Annotated in this window: 13 protein-coding genes and 1 pseudogene; all 14 read left to right on the plus strand. The window is 28.9% G+C overall.

The genetic code is table 11. The features are described from left to right. The first annotated feature begins 70 nt into the window (after positions 1–70). Positions 71–1,144: an undecaprenyldiphospho-muramoylpentapeptide beta-N-acetylglucosaminyltransferase gene (locus EJL03_RS01005; RefSeq protein WP_125152104.1), complete on the plus strand. Its 1,074-nt coding sequence runs from the start codon at positions 71–73 to the stop codon at positions 1,142–1,144. 205 nt (positions 1,145–1,349) lie between these two features. Further along, a pseudogene (locus EJL03_RS01010) lies at positions 1,350–1,776 on the plus strand (flavodoxin). 572 nt (positions 1,777–2,348) lie between these two features. Further along, a complete protein-coding gene (gene nifJ, locus EJL03_RS01015) occupies positions 2,349–5,861 on the plus strand; it encodes a pyruvate:ferredoxin (flavodoxin) oxidoreductase (protein ID WP_125152105.1) in 3,513 nt (1,170 codons plus the stop codon). A 152-nt stretch (positions 5,862–6,013) separates the two neighbouring features. Further along, on the plus strand, positions 6,014–8,017 hold the full coding sequence (locus tag EJL03_RS01020) for a methyl-accepting chemotaxis protein (RefSeq protein ID WP_125152106.1): 2,004 nt from the start codon (positions 6,014–6,016) through the stop codon (positions 8,015–8,017). Positions 8,018–8,123: 106 nt separating this feature from the next. Beyond that, positions 8,124–9,611, plus strand: a complete 1,488-nt coding sequence (locus tag EJL03_RS01025; RefSeq protein WP_125152107.1) for a spore germination protein — start codon at positions 8,124–8,126, stop codon at positions 9,609–9,611. Continuing rightward, on the plus strand, positions 9,604–10,707 hold the full coding sequence (locus tag EJL03_RS01030; protein ID WP_125152108.1) for a GerAB/ArcD/ProY family transporter: 1,104 nt from the start codon (positions 9,604–9,606) through the stop codon (positions 10,705–10,707). The genes EJL03_RS01025 and EJL03_RS01030 overlap by 8 nt, the downstream gene beginning before the upstream one ends. Continuing rightward, positions 10,686–11,792: a Ger(x)C family spore germination protein gene (locus tag EJL03_RS01035; protein WP_125152109.1), complete on the plus strand. Its 1,107-nt coding sequence runs from the start codon at positions 10,686–10,688 to the stop codon at positions 11,790–11,792. The genes EJL03_RS01030 and EJL03_RS01035 overlap by 22 nt, the downstream gene beginning before the upstream one ends. A gap of 122 nt (positions 11,793–11,914) precedes the next feature. Beyond that, positions 11,915–12,253 carry a DUF1292 domain-containing protein gene (locus EJL03_RS01040; RefSeq protein ID WP_125152110.1) on the plus strand — a complete coding sequence of 113 codons (339 nt, stop codon included), beginning with the start codon at positions 11,915–11,917 and terminating at the stop codon, positions 12,251–12,253. A 63-nt stretch (positions 12,254–12,316) separates the two neighbouring features. Further along, a complete protein-coding gene (locus tag EJL03_RS01045) occupies positions 12,317–12,964 on the plus strand; it encodes an HAD-IB family hydrolase (protein WP_125152111.1) in 648 nt (215 codons plus the stop codon). A gap of 16 nt (positions 12,965–12,980) precedes the next feature. Further along, positions 12,981–13,808 carry an aminotransferase class IV gene (locus EJL03_RS01050; RefSeq protein WP_125152112.1) on the plus strand — a complete coding sequence of 276 codons (828 nt, stop codon included), beginning with the start codon at positions 12,981–12,983 and terminating at the stop codon, positions 13,806–13,808. A gap of 80 nt (positions 13,809–13,888) precedes the next feature. Next, complete coding sequence (locus tag EJL03_RS01055; protein ID WP_243108585.1) at positions 13,889–15,916, plus strand: DUF342 domain-containing protein; 2,028 nt, start codon at positions 13,889–13,891, stop codon at positions 15,914–15,916. Between the two features lie 10 nt (positions 15,917–15,926). Further along, entirely contained in the window at positions 15,927–16,373 is a 447-nt protein-coding gene (locus EJL03_RS01060; RefSeq protein WP_125152113.1) for a chemotaxis protein CheW, read from the plus strand. 39 nt (positions 16,374–16,412) lie between these two features. Next, a complete protein-coding gene (locus EJL03_RS01065; protein WP_125152114.1) occupies positions 16,413–16,901 on the plus strand; it encodes a chemotaxis protein CheD in 489 nt (162 codons plus the stop codon). 15 nt (positions 16,902–16,916) lie between these two features. Continuing rightward, positions 16,917–17,960 (plus strand): protein-glutamate methylesterase/protein-glutamine glutaminase, encoded by a 1,044-nt coding sequence (locus EJL03_RS01070; protein ID WP_125152115.1) that lies wholly within the window; start codon positions 16,917–16,919, stop codon positions 17,958–17,960. The last annotated feature ends 2 nt before the right edge of the window (positions 17,961–17,962 follow it).

A 17,962-nucleotide genomic window follows, 5' to 3' on the forward strand; every position in this document is an offset into this window, starting at 1 on the left:
AATATAAAATTAAAAAGGAAACTTATAAGATAATAAATAATAAAAAGTAAAATAAGGGTGGTTGGTTACTTTGGAAAAACGTAAAATAATTTTAACTGGCGGTGGCTCAGCGGGACATGTAACTCCCAATTTAGCCTTAATACCAAAGCTTATAAAATTAGGATATGAAGTTGAATATATAGGGACCAGTGATGGAATAGAAAGAAGTATTATTGAAAGTGAAAATATAAAATATCATGTTATATCTAGTGGAAAACTTAGAAGATATTTTGATATAAAAAATATTTCAGATCCTTTTAAAGTTTTAAAAGGTATTTTTCAAGCTAAAAAAATTATAAAAAAGCAAAAACCTAATATAGTTTTTTCAAAAGGAGGATTTGTATCTGTACCAGTAGTTATAGGAGCATATTTAAATAAAATACCTGTTATTGTTCATGAATCTGATATAACTCCTGGTCTTGCAAATAAGCTTTCAACACCATACTGTACAAAAATTTGTGTTACCTTTCCAGAATCTATAAAAAATATAAAAGGTAATAAAGCAGTTTTAACAGGAACTCCAATCAGGGAAGAACTATTTAAGGGAAAGAGAGAAGAAGCAATAAAATTATGTAAGTTTTCTGGTAAGAAGCCAATATTACTAGTAATAGGTGGAAGTTTAGGGTCAAGGATTATAAATGATAATGTAAGAAAAATACTACCAGAGCTATTAATGAATTTTGATGTAATTCATATATGTGGTAAGAAAAATACTGATAATAGTTTTAATAATGTAGAGGGATATAAACAATATGAATATGTACAAAATGAGATTTCCCATTTTTTAAATGCAGCAGATATTGTTATATCTAGAGCAGGTGCAAATGTTATTTTTGAACTCCTATCATTAAAAAAACCTAACTTACTTATACCTCTTTCTAAGAAATCTAGTAGAGGGGATCAGATATTAAATGCCAATTCTTTTAAAAGAAATGGTTATAGTATAGTAATAGAAGAAGAAAATCTTAATGAAATAAATCTTTTATCTAAATTAAATGAATTATATAACAATAGGGGAAAATATATAAAAGCTATGGAAAAAAGTCCTGTTCAAGATGGTGTAGAAAATATTATTAAAGTTATAGAAAAATATTCAATAAAATAATTTAGAATAGTGGGAAAGATTATCTGAAAATACTTTAGATAATCTTTTTTCTATTTATGAATAATAAAGTAAAAATATTTTAAAATATATAATAAACATATTGATAAAAATAATAAAGAAGAATATAATAAATATATAATATCAATTAATGATAATTATTAAATAGTAATTATTATATATAATTGTTTTGAGAGGAGAATTAATGATGAAAAAAGTATCAATTATTTATTGGAGCAGTGGGGGAAATGTGGAAGTACTTGCAAATAATATAGCAGAAGGTGCAAAAGAATCTGGTGGGGAAGTCAAAATTAAATATGTTAAAGATGCTGAAGTTGAAGATGTGTTAAAAGCAGATGCAGTTGCTTTTGGTAGTCCTTCCATGGACAACAATAAGGTGGAGCAAGATGAAATGGCTCCATTTTTAAAAAAAGTTTAAAGAATTACCTATTCAAAAGAAACCTTTAGTTTTATTTGGATCTTATGGATGGGATAATGGAGAATTCATGAAGGATTTAGAAAAACAAATGGTAGATTATGATTTTAATGTGGTAGGAAAAATAGTAGTTCAAGAATCACCTAATAAAGAAGAGTTAGAAAAAGCAAAGGAGCTCGGTAAAATTCTTTCTAAATAATATTGAGTTTATATTAAAAAAGTTGCTAAAAATATTAGCAGCTTTTTTAGTATATTAATATTACTCATATAACTGTGTTTTGCAAAGATTTATGTGGAGTGAAAAAGTTAATTTAACCAATAAAAAATAAAAAAAGTGTACAATAATAAAAAATTTATGTTATAATAGCTTTGCAAAGGTTTTAATAGAAAAAAATTATATATATATTAAAATTTTATAAATAAATCTTATTAAACCTTTATTTTAAACAATTTTTTTAATGTAAACTATAATTATCTTATTTTACATATTTATTTTTTTGGTGTATATTAGAAATAATGATATTTTTATTATATATTGAATTAATCAAAAGCAAAAAGTATAAAAAAAAATAAAAGTATCAAAATATGTAAAATCACACATTATATTATAAAATTTAATATAATGTTATTTTAAAGTTAGTCTTTAAATATTTTAATTAAAATAGGAGACAATATTTTAGAGTAATTTAACTTGTTTATTATAATTTTGTAGATATTCTACAAAATTTTAAACTTATATATCAAAAATATATAGAAAGAAGGGAATTTTCAATGAGAAGAATGAAGACTATGGATGGTAATACCGCTGCTGGATATATATCCTATGCATTTACAGATGTAGCAGCTATATACCCAATCACTCCTTCATCACCAATGGCAGAACACGTTGACGAATGGGCTGCTCAAGGACAAAAAAATATATTTGGTCAAACTGTTAAATTAATGGAGATGCAATCAGAAGCTGGAGCTGCAGGAGCAGTTCATGGTTCATTACAGGCTGGTGCATTAACTACTACATATACTGCATCACAGGGTCTATTACTTATGATTCCTAATATGTACAAAATTGCAGGAGAATTTCTTCCTGGAGTATTCCATGTAAGTGCAAGATCAATTGCAACACATGCGTTAAATATATTTGGAGATCATTCAGACGTTATGGCAGCAAGACAAACAGGATTTGCCATGATTGCTGAAAGTAGTGTTCAGGAAGTTATGGACTTATCAGCTGTTGCACATTTATCAGCTATAAAAGCCAGTGTTCCATTTGTAAGTTTCTTTGATGGATTTAGAACTTCACATGAAATACAGAAAATAGAAGTATTAGAATATGATGAATTAGCAAAATTAACTGATATGGATGCTGTTAATGCGTTTAGAGCAAAAGCTTTAAATCCTAATCATCCTGTAACTAGAGGTACTGCTGAAAACCCTGACGTATTCTTCCAGGGAAGAGAAGCAGCTAACAAGTTCTATGATAAAGTTCCTGAAGTTGTTGAAAACTACATGAATGAAATCAATAAATTAACTGGTAGAGATTATAAGCCATTTAATTACTATGGTGCTCCAGATGCTGAAAGAATAATCGTAGCTATGGGTTCAATCTGTGATTGTATTGAAGAAACTATCGATTACTTAGTAGCAAAGGGAGAAAAAGTTGGTTTAATAAAAGTTCATCTTTATAGACCATTTGCTCCAGAATATTTATTAAAAGTTCTTCCAACTACAGTTAAGAAGATAGCTGTTCTTGATAGAACAAAAGAACCAGGATCAATAGGAGAACCATTATACTTAGATATTAAATCAGTATTCTACAATAAAACAGATATGAAACCAATAATTGTTGGTGGTAGATATGGTTTAGGTTCAAAAGATACAGTTCCATCACATATAGTTTCAGTATTTGAAAACTTAAAAGAAGAATGTCCAAAAGATGATTTCACAATAGCAATTGAGGATGATGTAACATTTAAATCACTTCCAATGGGAATAGATATAGATGCTACACCAGAAGGAACAACAGCATGTAAGTTCTGGGGTCTTGGATCAGACGGTACTGTTGGTGCTAATAAGAGTGCTATCAAAATCATAGGAGACCATACTGATATGTATGCTCAGGGTTACTTTGCATATGATTCAAAGAAATCTGGTGGTATAACAGTATCTCACTTAAGATTTGGTAAGAGCGCTATTAAGAGCCCATACTTAATAAATAAAGCAGATTTCGTTGCTTGTCATAATCAAGCATACGTTCATAAATATAATGTACTTACTGGATTAAAACCAAATGGTACATTCTTACTTAACTGTATATGGTCAGAAGAAGAATTAGATAAGCAGTTACCTGCTTCAATGAAGAATTTCATTGCTAAAAATAACATTAAATTCTGTACTATAAATGCAGTTAAAATAGCTCAGGAAATTGGTCTTGGCGGAAGAATCAACATGATAATGCAGGCTGCATTCTTCAAATTAGCTAGCATAATACCAGTAGAAGATGCTGTTAAATACTTAAAAGAAGCAGTTGTAACTTCATACGGTAAAAAAGGTGAAAAAGTTGTTAATATGAACAACGCTGCTATAGATAAAGGTGTAGAATCAATTCACGAAGTTAATGTTCCATCATCATGGGCAGATACTACTGAAGGATTCGTAGCTGAAGAAAAAGAAAAACCAGAATTCATAAAGAATATTGTTGATGTTATGAACAGACAAGAAGGAGACTCACTTCCTGTATCAGCATTTAACGGTTATGAAGATGGTACATTCCCACAGGGAACTGCTGCTTATGAAAAGAGAGGTATTGCAGTAAATATTCCTGAATGGCAGGAAGATAAATGTATTCAGTGTAACCAGTGTGCATATGTTTGTCCACATGCAGTAATTAGACCATTCTTATTAAATGAAGAAGAAGCTAATAATGCTCCAGAAGGATTAAGAGTTGTGGATGCAAAGGGTGGCGCTACATTTAAGGGCTTAAAATTCACTATGGGAATAACTCCATTAGATTGTACAGGATGTGGAAATTGTGCTGACGTATGTCCAGCTCCAGAAAAGGCTCTTATTATGAAGCCAGCTGAAACACAGTTAAAAGAAGAAGCAAACTGGGATTACTTAAAAGCTACATCACCAAAAGAAAACCCAATGAATAAGATGAGCGTTAAAGGAAGTCAGTTCGAACAACCATTATTAGAGTTCAACGGAGCTTGTGCTGGTTGTGGAGAAGCTTCATACGCTAAATTAATAACTCAGTTATTTGGTGAAAGAATGATGGTTGCAAATGCAACAGGATGTTCATCAATTTGGGGAGGATCAGCTCCTTCAACACCATATACAGTTAATCATAAAGGACAGGGTCCAGCTTGGGCTAACTCATTATTCGAAGATAATGCTGAGTTTGGTTTAGGTATGTATCTTGGAACTAAACAGATAAGAGAAAGATTAGCAAAAGACGCTAAAGAAGCTATGGCTACTGCAAGTGCTGAATTAAAAGCTGCTTTACAGGCCTGGATGGATAGTATGTATGATGGAGAAGCTTCAAAGAAAGCTACAGAAGCTTTAATGCCATTACTTGAAGCTGAAAAGAATAGCAGTGAAGCTATAAAAGATATGTTTGAACACAAAGATTACTTAGTAAAACAGTCACAGTGGATCTTTGGTGGAGACGGTTGGGCTTATGACATCGGATATGGTGGAGTTGACCACGTTCTTGCATCAGGAGAAGATATAAACATATTTGTATTTGATACAGAAGTTTACTCAAATACTGGTGGACAGTCATCAAAATCTACTCCAACTGCTGCAATAGCTAAATTTGCTGCATCAGGTAAGAAGACTAAGAAGAAAGATCTTGGTATGATGGCAATGAGCTATGGATATGTTTATGTAGCACAGATAGCTATGGGTGCTGATAAGAATCAAACATTAAAAGCTATAAAAGAAGCAGAAGCTTATGATGGACCATCATTAATCATTGCTTATGCTCCATGTATCAACCAGGGATTAAAAGTTGGTATGGGATGTAGCCAGTTAGAACAGAAGAGAGCCGTTGATTGCGGATACTGGCAGATGTATAGATTTAATCCAGAACTTAAAGAAGCAGGAAAGAATCCATTCAATCTTGATTCAAAAGAACCAGATTGGAGTAAATTCCAAGACTTCTTAATGGGAGAAGTAAGATATGCTTCATTAAAGAAAGCATTCCCAGAAGTTGCAGATGGATTATATGCTAAGACTGAAGAAGATGCAAAATCAAGATACGAAAGCTACAAGAGATTAGTGTAGTTTATAAATAAAAGAGAAATCCTTTTGGATTTCTCTTTTTTTATATGTTTTTTATTTAAAAATATATTTAAAATATTTAAAAAATTCTTTTAATATGATATATTTTACATATAAACTATAAAATATTACAAACATGGGGGGAGAAATAGCTAATGAGAAAGTTAAAAACAAAAATAAGTATTTTTATACTATTTATTTGTATTACTTGTCTTTTTATTTCCTTGGGTATAAGTTATTCAGTTTCGTATTCATCCTTATCAAGAGAATTTAAAGAAAAGAGTATAGAAGCATCAAAGAAATATGCAAATGAATTTGACGGTTGGATGAATGAGCAAGGTAATGTTTTGCTAAATATTAAATATAATATAGTATATTCTAATTTACATACTGATTTTAATAAATTGCAAAAATATTTAGATTATATGTTAAGTATCAATAAGAAAGATATGTCAGATGTTTATATTGGGTATCCAGATAATAAACTTATATCTGGAGCAGGATGGAATCCAGGCAGTGATTATGATTGTAGAGAAAAGGAGTGGTACAAGGATTCAATAGATAAAAAGGATATAGTGTATACTACTCCTTATTTTGATCCTGCATTTAAAAAGATGGTAGTTACTATAGCGTGTCCTATATTTGATAATAACAAATTAAAATGTGTATTAGCTGCAGATGTACATTTTGATTCCATTGTGAACACTACAGCAAAGGCTAAAACTTCTAATGAAAGCTATGCTTTTTTATTTGATAAAGATAATAATATTATAGTTCATAAAAATGATAAATTTAATCCTAATGATACGGGAATGAAAAATTTATCTAATGTTGATAGTGGTAGGTATAATAAATTATCATCTAGTATTTTAGGAAATAAATCTGGTATAGAAACTTATAAAGATTTTGATGGAAAAGAGAAATTTTTTACTTACTCCCACTTAAAAAGTACTAATTGGACATTTGGATTTTCAGAACCGGTAAAAGAACTTAATAGTAAGTTGTTTAATCTAATAAAAGGATTTATTATAGCTCTTTGTATATCTTTTGCAGTATCTATATTTTTAGCACAATTTTTAATAAAAAATTTAGTAAAACCAATTATGGAACTTACAAAATGTACTGAATTTGTTGCTGATGGAGATTTGACCAAAAAAATATATATTAGTTCTAAAGATGAAATTGGTGACCTAAGCCGTAAATTCAATTTTATGATAAATAATTTAAAAAAAATAATTGAAAATATAAATTTAGTATATGATGTTGTGAAAAATTCATCACAGGATTTAACTTTAAAAACTACATCATTAGGAGAAATATCTAAAGAAATTTCTGAGGCTACTCAACAGATTGCATCTCAATCAGTACATTTAAGTAATAATATTATAGTACAGGAAAATTCCATAAATGAATTTAATGGAAAAATAGATGAGGTAATATTGGTAAGTAAAAATTTAAGAAATAATACAGATTTAAAACAAGAAATAATAAGAGACAATATGCATAATTTAAAAGAGTTAAAATTAATAGATGAAAAGTTAGATGGACATTTTTCATTGATTTATAATGTTATGGATAGTTTTACTGAAAATGTAGATAAAATAAGTTCCATGACAGAACAGATATTCAATATTGCATCTCAAACAGAATTACTTTCTTTAAATGCCTCTATTGAAGCTGCTAGAGCAGGTGAGTTTGGAAAAGGTTTTTCAGTAGTAGCAAATGAAGTGAAGAAGCTTTCAGAGGAGTCTTCTAATACTGTAAGTTTCATTAATTCTATAATTAGTAAACTTTCTATGGAATCAGAAAGACTTAAGGAGGTAAAAATTAAATCTGTAGATATGAATAAACAAAGAAAAGATATCAATGAAAAAGTATTAGCATCATTTGAAAGTATTGAGAGAAATTTTAGGGATGATATAAATGGTATGAATAGCTTAGATAATAATATGGATAAAATAGGATTTGAAAAAGATAATATGAAAGATATTGTTGCAAGTATATCTACTATATCTCAAGAGACTACAGCTGCTACAGAAGAAGTAACAGCATCAGTTGAGAATCAAGTCTCTATAATTCAGGAAATAGTTATGGATATATCTAAGTTATCAGATAAAATAGGTGAGTTAAATTCTTCTGTAAAAAGATTTAAAGTATAATAATTATTTATAACTAGACTGCTGATGTAGCAATTCATTAGCAGTCTTTATTTTTATGAATATATGAAATATATAAAGGTTATACTATCCAAATGAGGTGATTTTTATGAGTATATCCTTTCATAATGAAATTAAAAATAAAGTTTATAGTATAAAAGAAGCTGTAGGGGATAGGGTACAGGTATCTTCAAGAAATATATATATAAAGAATAAAAAAGCTACTATTATATACATAAAAGGGTTGATAAACAAAAATATTTTAGATAGAGACGTACTAAATCCACTTATGTTAAAGGTAAAAGAAAATCTAAATGACACTGAAAATTTAGAGGAATATATATGTAGTAAATATATACCAAGTAGTGACGTATATTTAGAGATAGATTTAAACTCTGTAGCAGAAGAGGTTAAAAAGGGGCATACGGCAATTATTATTGAAGGTTGTGAAAAAGTTATTTTAATAGATACTTCTGGTGGAAAGTATAGAGATATTACAGACCCTATAAATGAAAGTTCTGTAAAAGGTTCCAGGGAAGGGTTTGTAGATAATATTGAAACTAATATGAGTATAATAAGAAGAAGAATAAAAGATAAAAATTTAGTTATGGAGAAATTTGTTGTAGGTAGAAGATCGCAAACTGATGTGGTGATGATTTATATAGATGATATAGTTAGCTTAGAGTTATTAAATAATTTAAGAGATAAAATAAACAATATAGATGTAGATAGTATCATAGCATCCGGTATGTTAGATCAATTTATGGAAAGACATACATTTAGTTTATTTCCTCAAAGTTACTCTACAGAAAGACCAGACTTAGTACAAGCAAATTTAATGGAAGGAAGAATAGCCATATTGGTAAATGGGTCTCCTTTTGCAATAACTATTCCTGCACTATTTTTTGAGTTCTTTCATACTGTAGAAGATTATTCAGAAAGAACTCTACTCGGATCCGTAATAAGATTTATAAGATATATAGCTATGTTTATAGTAATAAGCTTACCTGCTGTATATTTAACGTTTATTAAATTTAATCCTGAGTTAATTCCACTTGACTTTATAGAGTCATTAATACAATCAAGACAAGGGATAGCACTAACTCCATTTATGTCCCTTTTAGGAATGAACCTAATTGTAGAATTTCTAAGAGAAGGGGGGCTTAGATTGCCTATTAAGATAGGTCAGACTCTAAGTGTAGTTGGAGGTATAATTATAGGAGATGCTGCAATAAGGTCTAAACTAGTAAGTGCATCGACGTTAGTTGTAGTAGGGGTAACAACTGTTTCTACCTTTCTTATACCAAATTATGAAATGGCTTTGTCAATGAGGCTACTAAGTTTCATTATGACGGTATTAGGAAATTTTCTAGGCATGTTAGGTGTGGCATCAGGGTGGTTTATTATAATTGGATATTTATCTTCTTTAGATAGTTATGGTGTACCATATTTTAATTTTAAAGCTAAAGATTTAAAAGATATATTAGTAAGGGCTCCTTTATGGACTATGGATAAAAGACCAGAAGCAATCCCTAATAGGAATCCTATAAGGCAAAAAGAAATTAAAAATCAAAATAGGAGGAAAAATAATGGATAGTAATAGGAATGACTTATTAAATAATGAGCAACTTACTATAATTCTTATAGGGAGTATGGTTGGGATAGGGATTTTGAGTCTTCCTAATAATGTAATTAAATATGCAAAGCAAGATTCATGGATAGCAGCAATTTTAGGAGCTATATACCCGATTTATATGATACTAATAGCAAATTATATGCATAAAAAGTTTCCTAAACATGACATATTAGAATTAAGCAAAAAATATTATGGTAAAATACTAGGAAGTATTTTAAATTTTATATTTATAGGTTATTTTTTAGTTTTAGCTACAGAAGTAGCATCGGGAACTAGTAATGTTTTAAGAATATATATTACTCCATTTTTAAAGAATTTTCAGGCACTTTTAATAATTATATTGGCACCTGCATATGTGGTATATAAAGGGAGGTTTGCTCTGAAAAAAACAAATGAAGTGGTGTTTTATTTAACTGCTATTATTTTAATTATACCTTTAGTAGCAATAAAAGATGGTGATATATTAAATATAATGCCAGTTTTTCAAAATAATTTTAAAGATATATTAAAGGGCAGTAAAGAGACTATGTTTGCTTATGCAGGTGTAGAAATAATTTTTTTATTATACTCGTATCTACAAGAGAAAAAAACTGTGGTGAAAGCTGGAATGATAAGCATATTATTTTCTATGGTAATCTATACAGCTGTAATATTTATAACTATTTTATATTTAGGAGTAAATAATAGTGAAAAGTTTTTATGGGCTACAGTAACATTAACGGAAAGTATAGATGTACCTGTTATAAATAGTTTTAGATATATTTTTATGGTACTATGGACAATGATAATGTTTAAAACCATAGCTAATAGTTATTATGCTATGACTTATGGAATAAATAGGATATTTAAAAAGATTAGTAAAAAAAGTATAACTATAATTTTATATCCTATTATATTTTTTTTAGCTCTTTGTTATGGCAATCCTACAGAAAGAAGAGCATTTTTAACAAAGGTTATACCTCCATATGTTTTATTTAATATAACCTATGTGTCAGTATTAGCAATACTTACTAAAATAAAAAAGGATGATAGAAAATGGGTAAATGGAAATTTATAAAAATATTAGTTTTTATATCTATTTTTATAATTGCCTCATTTGGAGTAAAAGGAGGGGTAGTTGAAAATTTAAACATACCTAGAGCTATAGGATATGATATACAAAAAAATCAAGATACTATGGTTCAATACATTGTACCTATAGAGGTTTATACTCAAAACGGTATGGATTTTTCTAGTAAGGTAGATATAGGTATAGCAAATAATATAGGTGAAACTAGAGAAAATAGACAGTTGAAAGCAAATAAAAAATTTTTGTTAGGTTTGGAAAAAGCTATATTAATAAACGAAGAACAAGCAAGGTTTGGAATCGATGGAATATTGGATATTTTAATAGATAATCCACAAATAAATGATAGAGCTACAGTTGCTATTTGCAAACAAAAGGCTACAGATATATTGAATTATAGAACAAAGGACATAAAAAGTGCCACTGAATATATTGATGGAATGATTGAAAACTCATATCAATATAATTTTTTAGCGAAGCACTACACTGTAATAGATACGGTAATAAGATCAGGTTTAGAAGGGGTAAATATGGTGATACCCTATGTGGAAATAAATAATAATAACATAGAAATAACTGGGTTAGCTATATTTAATAAAGATAAAATGGTTTTGAAAACTAATATAGATGATATGAAAATAATAAATTTACTTAGAGAAAATAAAGTCTATGGAATACTTACCCTTCAGGAAAATTCAAAACAATATATAAATTATTATGCTAGGTCTAAGAGGAAAGTTAAATGTGAAAGGGAAGGAGATAAATATAGATTTATAATAGATTTAAATTTAAATGGGGATATTATTTCTAACGAATTATATGAAAATATGAGAAATAATAATAATGTAATAGAAGAGTTTAAAAACAACATGGCATTACAAGTAGAGGCGCAGTGTAATGATTTAATAAATAAAATGAAAAAAGAATATAAAATGGACATAATAAATTTAGGAAAGGTAGCGGCGGCTAAGTATGGAAAAGGCACAGGCGAGGATTGGAATAAGGTAGTTTGCAATTCAGATATATTGGTTAATGTGAAAGTTAAAATAGACAAAGAAGGAAGAGGGAGTTATTGATAACTTTTAATAAAATAATAAATTTTTTCAAAAAACCCTTTTAAAATTCTGCATTTAAGGTTAAAATTATACCATAACCGAAAAGGAGGTGAATATCTGGTTTTAGTAAACCGGATAGATGTATGGATAAAGATAAGATGTTCGAATGTGGATGTGGAGATAATAGTTGCGAGGGAGCAGAACATAGTTGTGGATGTGGATGTGGATGTGGTGAACACGAGCATGAAGCTCTTGTAGTAGATTTAGAAGATGAACAGGGCAATGTTGTAACTTGCGAAGTAATCGATGGTTTTGAATTCAATAGTAATGAATATGTTTTAGTTCAAAATCCTCAAGATGGTTCAGTTTACTTATTTAAAATTGTAGGTGAGGGAGAAGAAGGAGAACTTGTTATCCCTGAAGATAAAGAATTTGAAGAAGCAACAGCTCATTATCAGTCACTTTGTGATTCAGAAAAATAGTTTAAAGAAAGAACCGGCTTTGTCGGTTCTTTTTAATATAACATTGTAAAACAGGAGGAGCTTATGAATAAAATAAAACTTGCTATATTTGATGTGGATTATACTTTAACTAAAAGAGAAACTTTGATGGAATTTTACATGTTTATGATAAGAAAAAAACCTAATTTAATTAAACATTTACCTAGAAGTATTAAAGCAGCTTTTTTTTATTTATTTAAAATATATGATTCTCAAAAATCAAAAGAAAGTTTTATAGCTTTTATAGATGGAATAAATGAAGAGGAAATGAAGGATTTGGTAAAGGAATTTTATCATAAAAGGCTTAGTAAAATACTTTATAAAGATGCTATAGATACTATGAGGAAATTAAAAAAAGAGGGATGTCTAATATACTTAATATCTGCATCGGCTGAATTTTATTTAAATGAGTTGTATAATATAGATATAGTAGATAGGGTAATAGGAACTAGATTTACTTTAAGTGATGGAATTTATGGAAGTAAAATAGAAGGGAAAAACTGCAAGGGTGAAGAAAAAGTAAATAGACTAATGGAAGTTTTAGAAAATGAAGATTTAGAAGTGGATTTCAAAAATTCATATATGTTTTCAGATTCGTTAGCAGATTTACCTTTATTTAAATTAGTTGGTAATCCATATTTGATAAATTATAGAAAAGGGCATGAAGAAATAAAAATATTAAAGTGGAGATAAGTTAGGAGTGAATAACATGAATAAAGTTAATGAATTTGTATTATTGGATGGAGAACTTTATAAATCATTGGAATATGAAGATATATTAGGTAAAGGTAAAGCTTTATATGAAGTTTTAAAAGTAAAAAATTCTGTTCCACTATTTTTAGAAAGACATCTAGAAAGACTTCATAATTCTTCGAAACTTACAGGATTAAAAATATGGATAAGTGATAATTATATAAAGGAAAGTTTATATAAACTTATAAAGTCAAATAATGTGGAGGAGGGGAGTCTAAAATTTGTTCTTAATTTTCAGAAAAATAAATTTTTGGTTTTTTTTGAAGATAAAAGTTTTCCTACTATTGAGAATTATAATAGTGGTGTGAAAGTGGCCTTTTATTCTAGAGAAAGATGTAATCCTAATGCAAAAGTATTGAATATGGAATTTAGAAAGGATTTGGATAAGTTTATAAAAGAAAATGAAATATTTGAAGGAATTTTACTTGATAAAAATAATGATATAACAGAAGGAAGTAAGTCCAATGTATTTATTATAAAGGATAATATGCTTTATACTACTCCAGTTAAAGAAGTACTCCCAGGAACTACTAGAAGTATAGTTTTTGATATATGTAAAGAACTAGAAATATCCATAATAGAAAAGAAAACAAATAAAAATGAGATTAATAATATACAGGGAATGTTTATATCTAGTACACCTTTTGATATACTTCCGGTAAGCCAATTAGAAGGGAAAAATTTGTATTCATCACATAATCAAATAATTCAGAATATAATGAATAAGTACAATGATAAAGTAGAAAGGTATATAAGGGAAAATAGCCTTTGTTGGAATATATAAAGTTATCAAACAAGGGCACGATAGATTTTATAAAGACTTTAATTAAATTTAAAATTTAATTAATTTTACGGGGGGATATAATGAAGGCTATATTTAAAGGCACAAGCATAGATAAATGCATAGATGATGCTTGTGAGTTATTTAATATAGAAAAACATGATCTAAAGTACAATATTTTAGAAGAAAAAAAGATTTTATTTAAGAAAAAATTTGTTTTAGAGGTGACAATACCAGATAATGAAAAGGAAAATAAAAAAAATGAAGTAACTAGTGAATGCAAAAAAATAGATGAAGAGGTAAAAAATGAAGAAGAAGATACTGTAAAATATATTGAAGAAAGTGTAAAATTAAATGAAAAACAGGGGACAGTAAAGGTAAAGGATGGGAAAATAATAGTAAAGAATCCACAGGAAGACGGAGATTTTGCTAAGATAATAGTAGACAAGTCTATAATGTTAACTTTGAATGGGGAAAATGTAAATGGACAAGTACAGGTAACTGAAAACGATAAATTGAAAGTTGACTTTGAAAAGGTACCACCTACTAGACATTTAGATATAAGTGTTAGTGAGGAAAAAATGGAAGCATATATATCCATAAACTATACACCAGGCAATGAATATATTCTTAAAGATTGTGAAGAAAAAAATATAGTTTTATTAGAAAAAAAGGTATTTATGCAAAAATATTCTCCTAAATACACAATAGAAGAAATTGAACAAGAATTATCCAAACTAGGAATTGTTTATGGTATAATAAAAGAAAATATAGAGAATTGTGTAGAAAATGATTGTACAAATGTTCTAATAGCTAAAGGGGATGAAGCGGTAGATGGACAAGATGATATATTAGAATATAAATTTCCTATAGATGAAAAATTTAAAAAATTGGTTGAGGATGAAACAGGAAGGGTTGACTTTAAAAGTATTGGTTCTGTAAAAGCAGTAAAAATAGGGGATATAATAGCTATAAAAAGAAATGGTAACAGTGGAATTAATGGCAAAGATGTTAAAGGAAAAGTAAAAAAAGCTAAACCCGGAAAGAAAATTAAGATTAGGGTAGGACAAGGATGTAAGCTAGAGGATTCAAACACAGTTGTGGCTACTATTTATGGCAAACCTTGTGTGAAAAATAATACTTTTTATGTATATAAGGTGCATGAAGTTAGGTCAGATGTGGATTTGAATACAGGAAATATAAAATTTATAGGAGATATAATTATACATGGAAGTGTAAAAGAAGGCATGGAGGTAACTGCAGGTAATTCAATTGTGATATTAAAAGATGTAGAAAGATCCACTATACAGGCAACGGGAGATATAAATATAGATGGGAATATAATTGCAGCGAATATAATTGGCGGAGGGGAAGATGTAAATAGATTAAAACTTCTAGAAAATTTAACTAATCTAAAAAACGACATAGTAGAATTGATAAATACAGTAGAAGAGATAAAGAAGTTCAACCTTTTAGGCGATGATAAAAGGGATGGAGAAATAATAAAAGTACTTATAGAAAATAAATTTAAATCTCTACCTAAAACTTGTTTAAAAATTATTACGGGCATAACACTGATAGGAGATACTAATGCAGATAAAACCATAGTACCAATAATAAAACAAAAATTAGTAGGGCTTGGTCCTATTACAATAAAACATTATTCAGAGTTAAGTAAAATTTTGGATGTATTAGAATATGAAATAATATTGTTAAAAGGTGAGTTAGCTTTGCCTGTAAATTTGAAGATGAATTATTGTCAAGATTCAAAGATAAATAGTTCAGGAGATATAATTGTTGCAGGTAAAGGAGAATATATATCTGATATAATTGCCAATGGTGGAGTATATTTCTTAGATGAAAAAGGTGTAGCAAGAGGAGGACTTATTAAAGCTAAGAAAGAGATAAAATGTAAAACTGTTGGAAGTATTGGAGGAGTATGTACGAAGCTAATGGTTGAGGAAAGTGGACATATATGGGCAGAAGTGGCTTATCCAAATACAATGTTTGTATTAGGACAAAGGGAATTTTTATTGGAAGTTCCAAGCAAAAATATTCATGCATATATAGATAATAAGGGAGAACTGATAGTGGACAGATTATTATTATAGGAGGAATACTATGGACAGTAGAGAGATTAAAGTATTGATATTTAGCATAAATGATGAGTACTATGCTACAAATATAATGGAAATAGAAAGAATATTAGGCTATGATAAGCCCACAAAGGTTCCGGACTCTCCTTCCTTTGTAGAGGGGGTCATAAATTATGAGGGTAATATATTACCTGTAATATCCCTAGCAAAAAGATTTGGTATAGCTGAAAATGAAAATAAAGACGATGCAAAAATAATAGTAGCAAAAGAAAGAGAAATGCAAATAGGAATAATAGTTGATGTAGTATCTGAAGTAAAAGGAATACATGAAGAGGATATAGAAAATACTCCAGATATAATAGCTAGTATATCTAAAAGATATATTAAGGGGCTTATAAAAATAGACAAAAAAATAATAATATTTTTGAATTTATCTACGATACTTACAGAAGAGGAAAAGAAATTGATCTAATTGTAAATAATAACTATAAAATTATGAAAGGTGCATACTATGGAAGTAAAAGAGTATAAAGTGGGGATTGCAGATCTAGATGTGGCAGTGTCACCGGATAGATTAATTACAGTAGGACTAGGTTCTTGTATAGGCATAGCGTTATATGATAAGTTGAATAAAGTAGGAGGATTACTTCATATAATGCTTCCTGACAGTACTCAATTTAGTAAAGTAACTAATCCATTAAAATTTGCAGATCTAGGAATTCCAGTACTTATAGAAAAAATGGAACAAAAGGGAGCTGTAAAAAGAAATTTAAAAGCTAAAATTGCAGGTGGTGCATCTATGTTTAATTTTTCTGATAAAAGTATGATAATGGACATAGGGAATAGGAATGGAATTGCAGTGAAGAAAATGTTAAAAGAATTAACCATTCCAATACTATCGGAAGATATAGGGGGAAACAAAGGAAGAACCATGGTATTTAATACTTTAAATGGTATTGTACAGATAAAAACTGTAGGAATGGGAATAAAAGAAATTTAATGGAGTTGGTATACCTTGAATAAAATAAAAGTTTTAGTTGTAGATGATTCAGCACTTATGAGGAAAGTAATTTCTGACATGATTAATTCACAGTATAATATGGAAGTTATAGATACAGCAAGAAATGGAGAGGATTTTTTTAAAAAACTTTATAAAAATATTCCCCAGGTAATAACATTAGATGTAGAAATGCCTGTAATGGATGGCATTATGGTATTAGAAGCCATGAAGGAGAAGGGAATAAATATTCCTGTAATAGTTTTGAGTAGTATTTCAAAGAAATCTTCTGAGTTAACTATGGAATGTTTGGAGAAAGGTGCTTTCGACTTTTTACCTAAACCTTCAGGAGCTATATCCCTTGATATAGATACAGTAAAGGATGAACTTATAACAAAAATAAAATTAGCTTACGAAAAAAATCAAGAAAAGAGTATTGAAAAAGAAACAAATATGACGCGAAAAGTAAATAATATAAATAAACTAAGTAAAATAGAAGCGGTGGTAATTGGGGCCTCTACTGGGGGACCAAGAGCATTATATAATGTTATAACGAATTTACCAGAGGATTTAAATGTCCCTGTATTTGTTGTTCAACATATGCCTGCTACATTTACTAAAGCTTTTTCAGATAGATTAAATGTAAATAGTAAACTTAAAGTGGTGGAAGCACAGGATAAAGAATTAATAGAAAAAAATGTAGTTTATGTAGCGCCAGGTGGTTTTCATATGGAGCTTAGGAATGATAAAAGAATACATTTGAATACAGGACCTACCATATGGGGAGTAAGACCAGCAGTAGACAAGCTTTTCATATCAGCAGCTCAAGTTTATAAAGACAGACTTTTAAGTGTAGTTTTGACTGGTATGGGAAAGGATGGTGCTCAGGGAACTGTAGAGGTAAAAAAACACAATGGAATAACTATTTCTGAGGATAAGTCCACTTGCACCATTTACGGCATGCCAAAAGCTGCTTTTGAAACAGGAATGGTGGATGTTGTTTTGCCTCTATCAAATATATCAGATGAAATTATAAAGATAGTTAGAGGAAACTGGAGGTAAAT

Origin of the sequence: Clostridium rectalis (assembly GCF_900626095.1) — a bacterium.
In the GTDB taxonomy this organism is placed as follows: Bacteria; Bacillota; Clostridia; order Clostridiales; family Clostridiaceae; genus Clostridium_AS; species Clostridium_AS rectalis.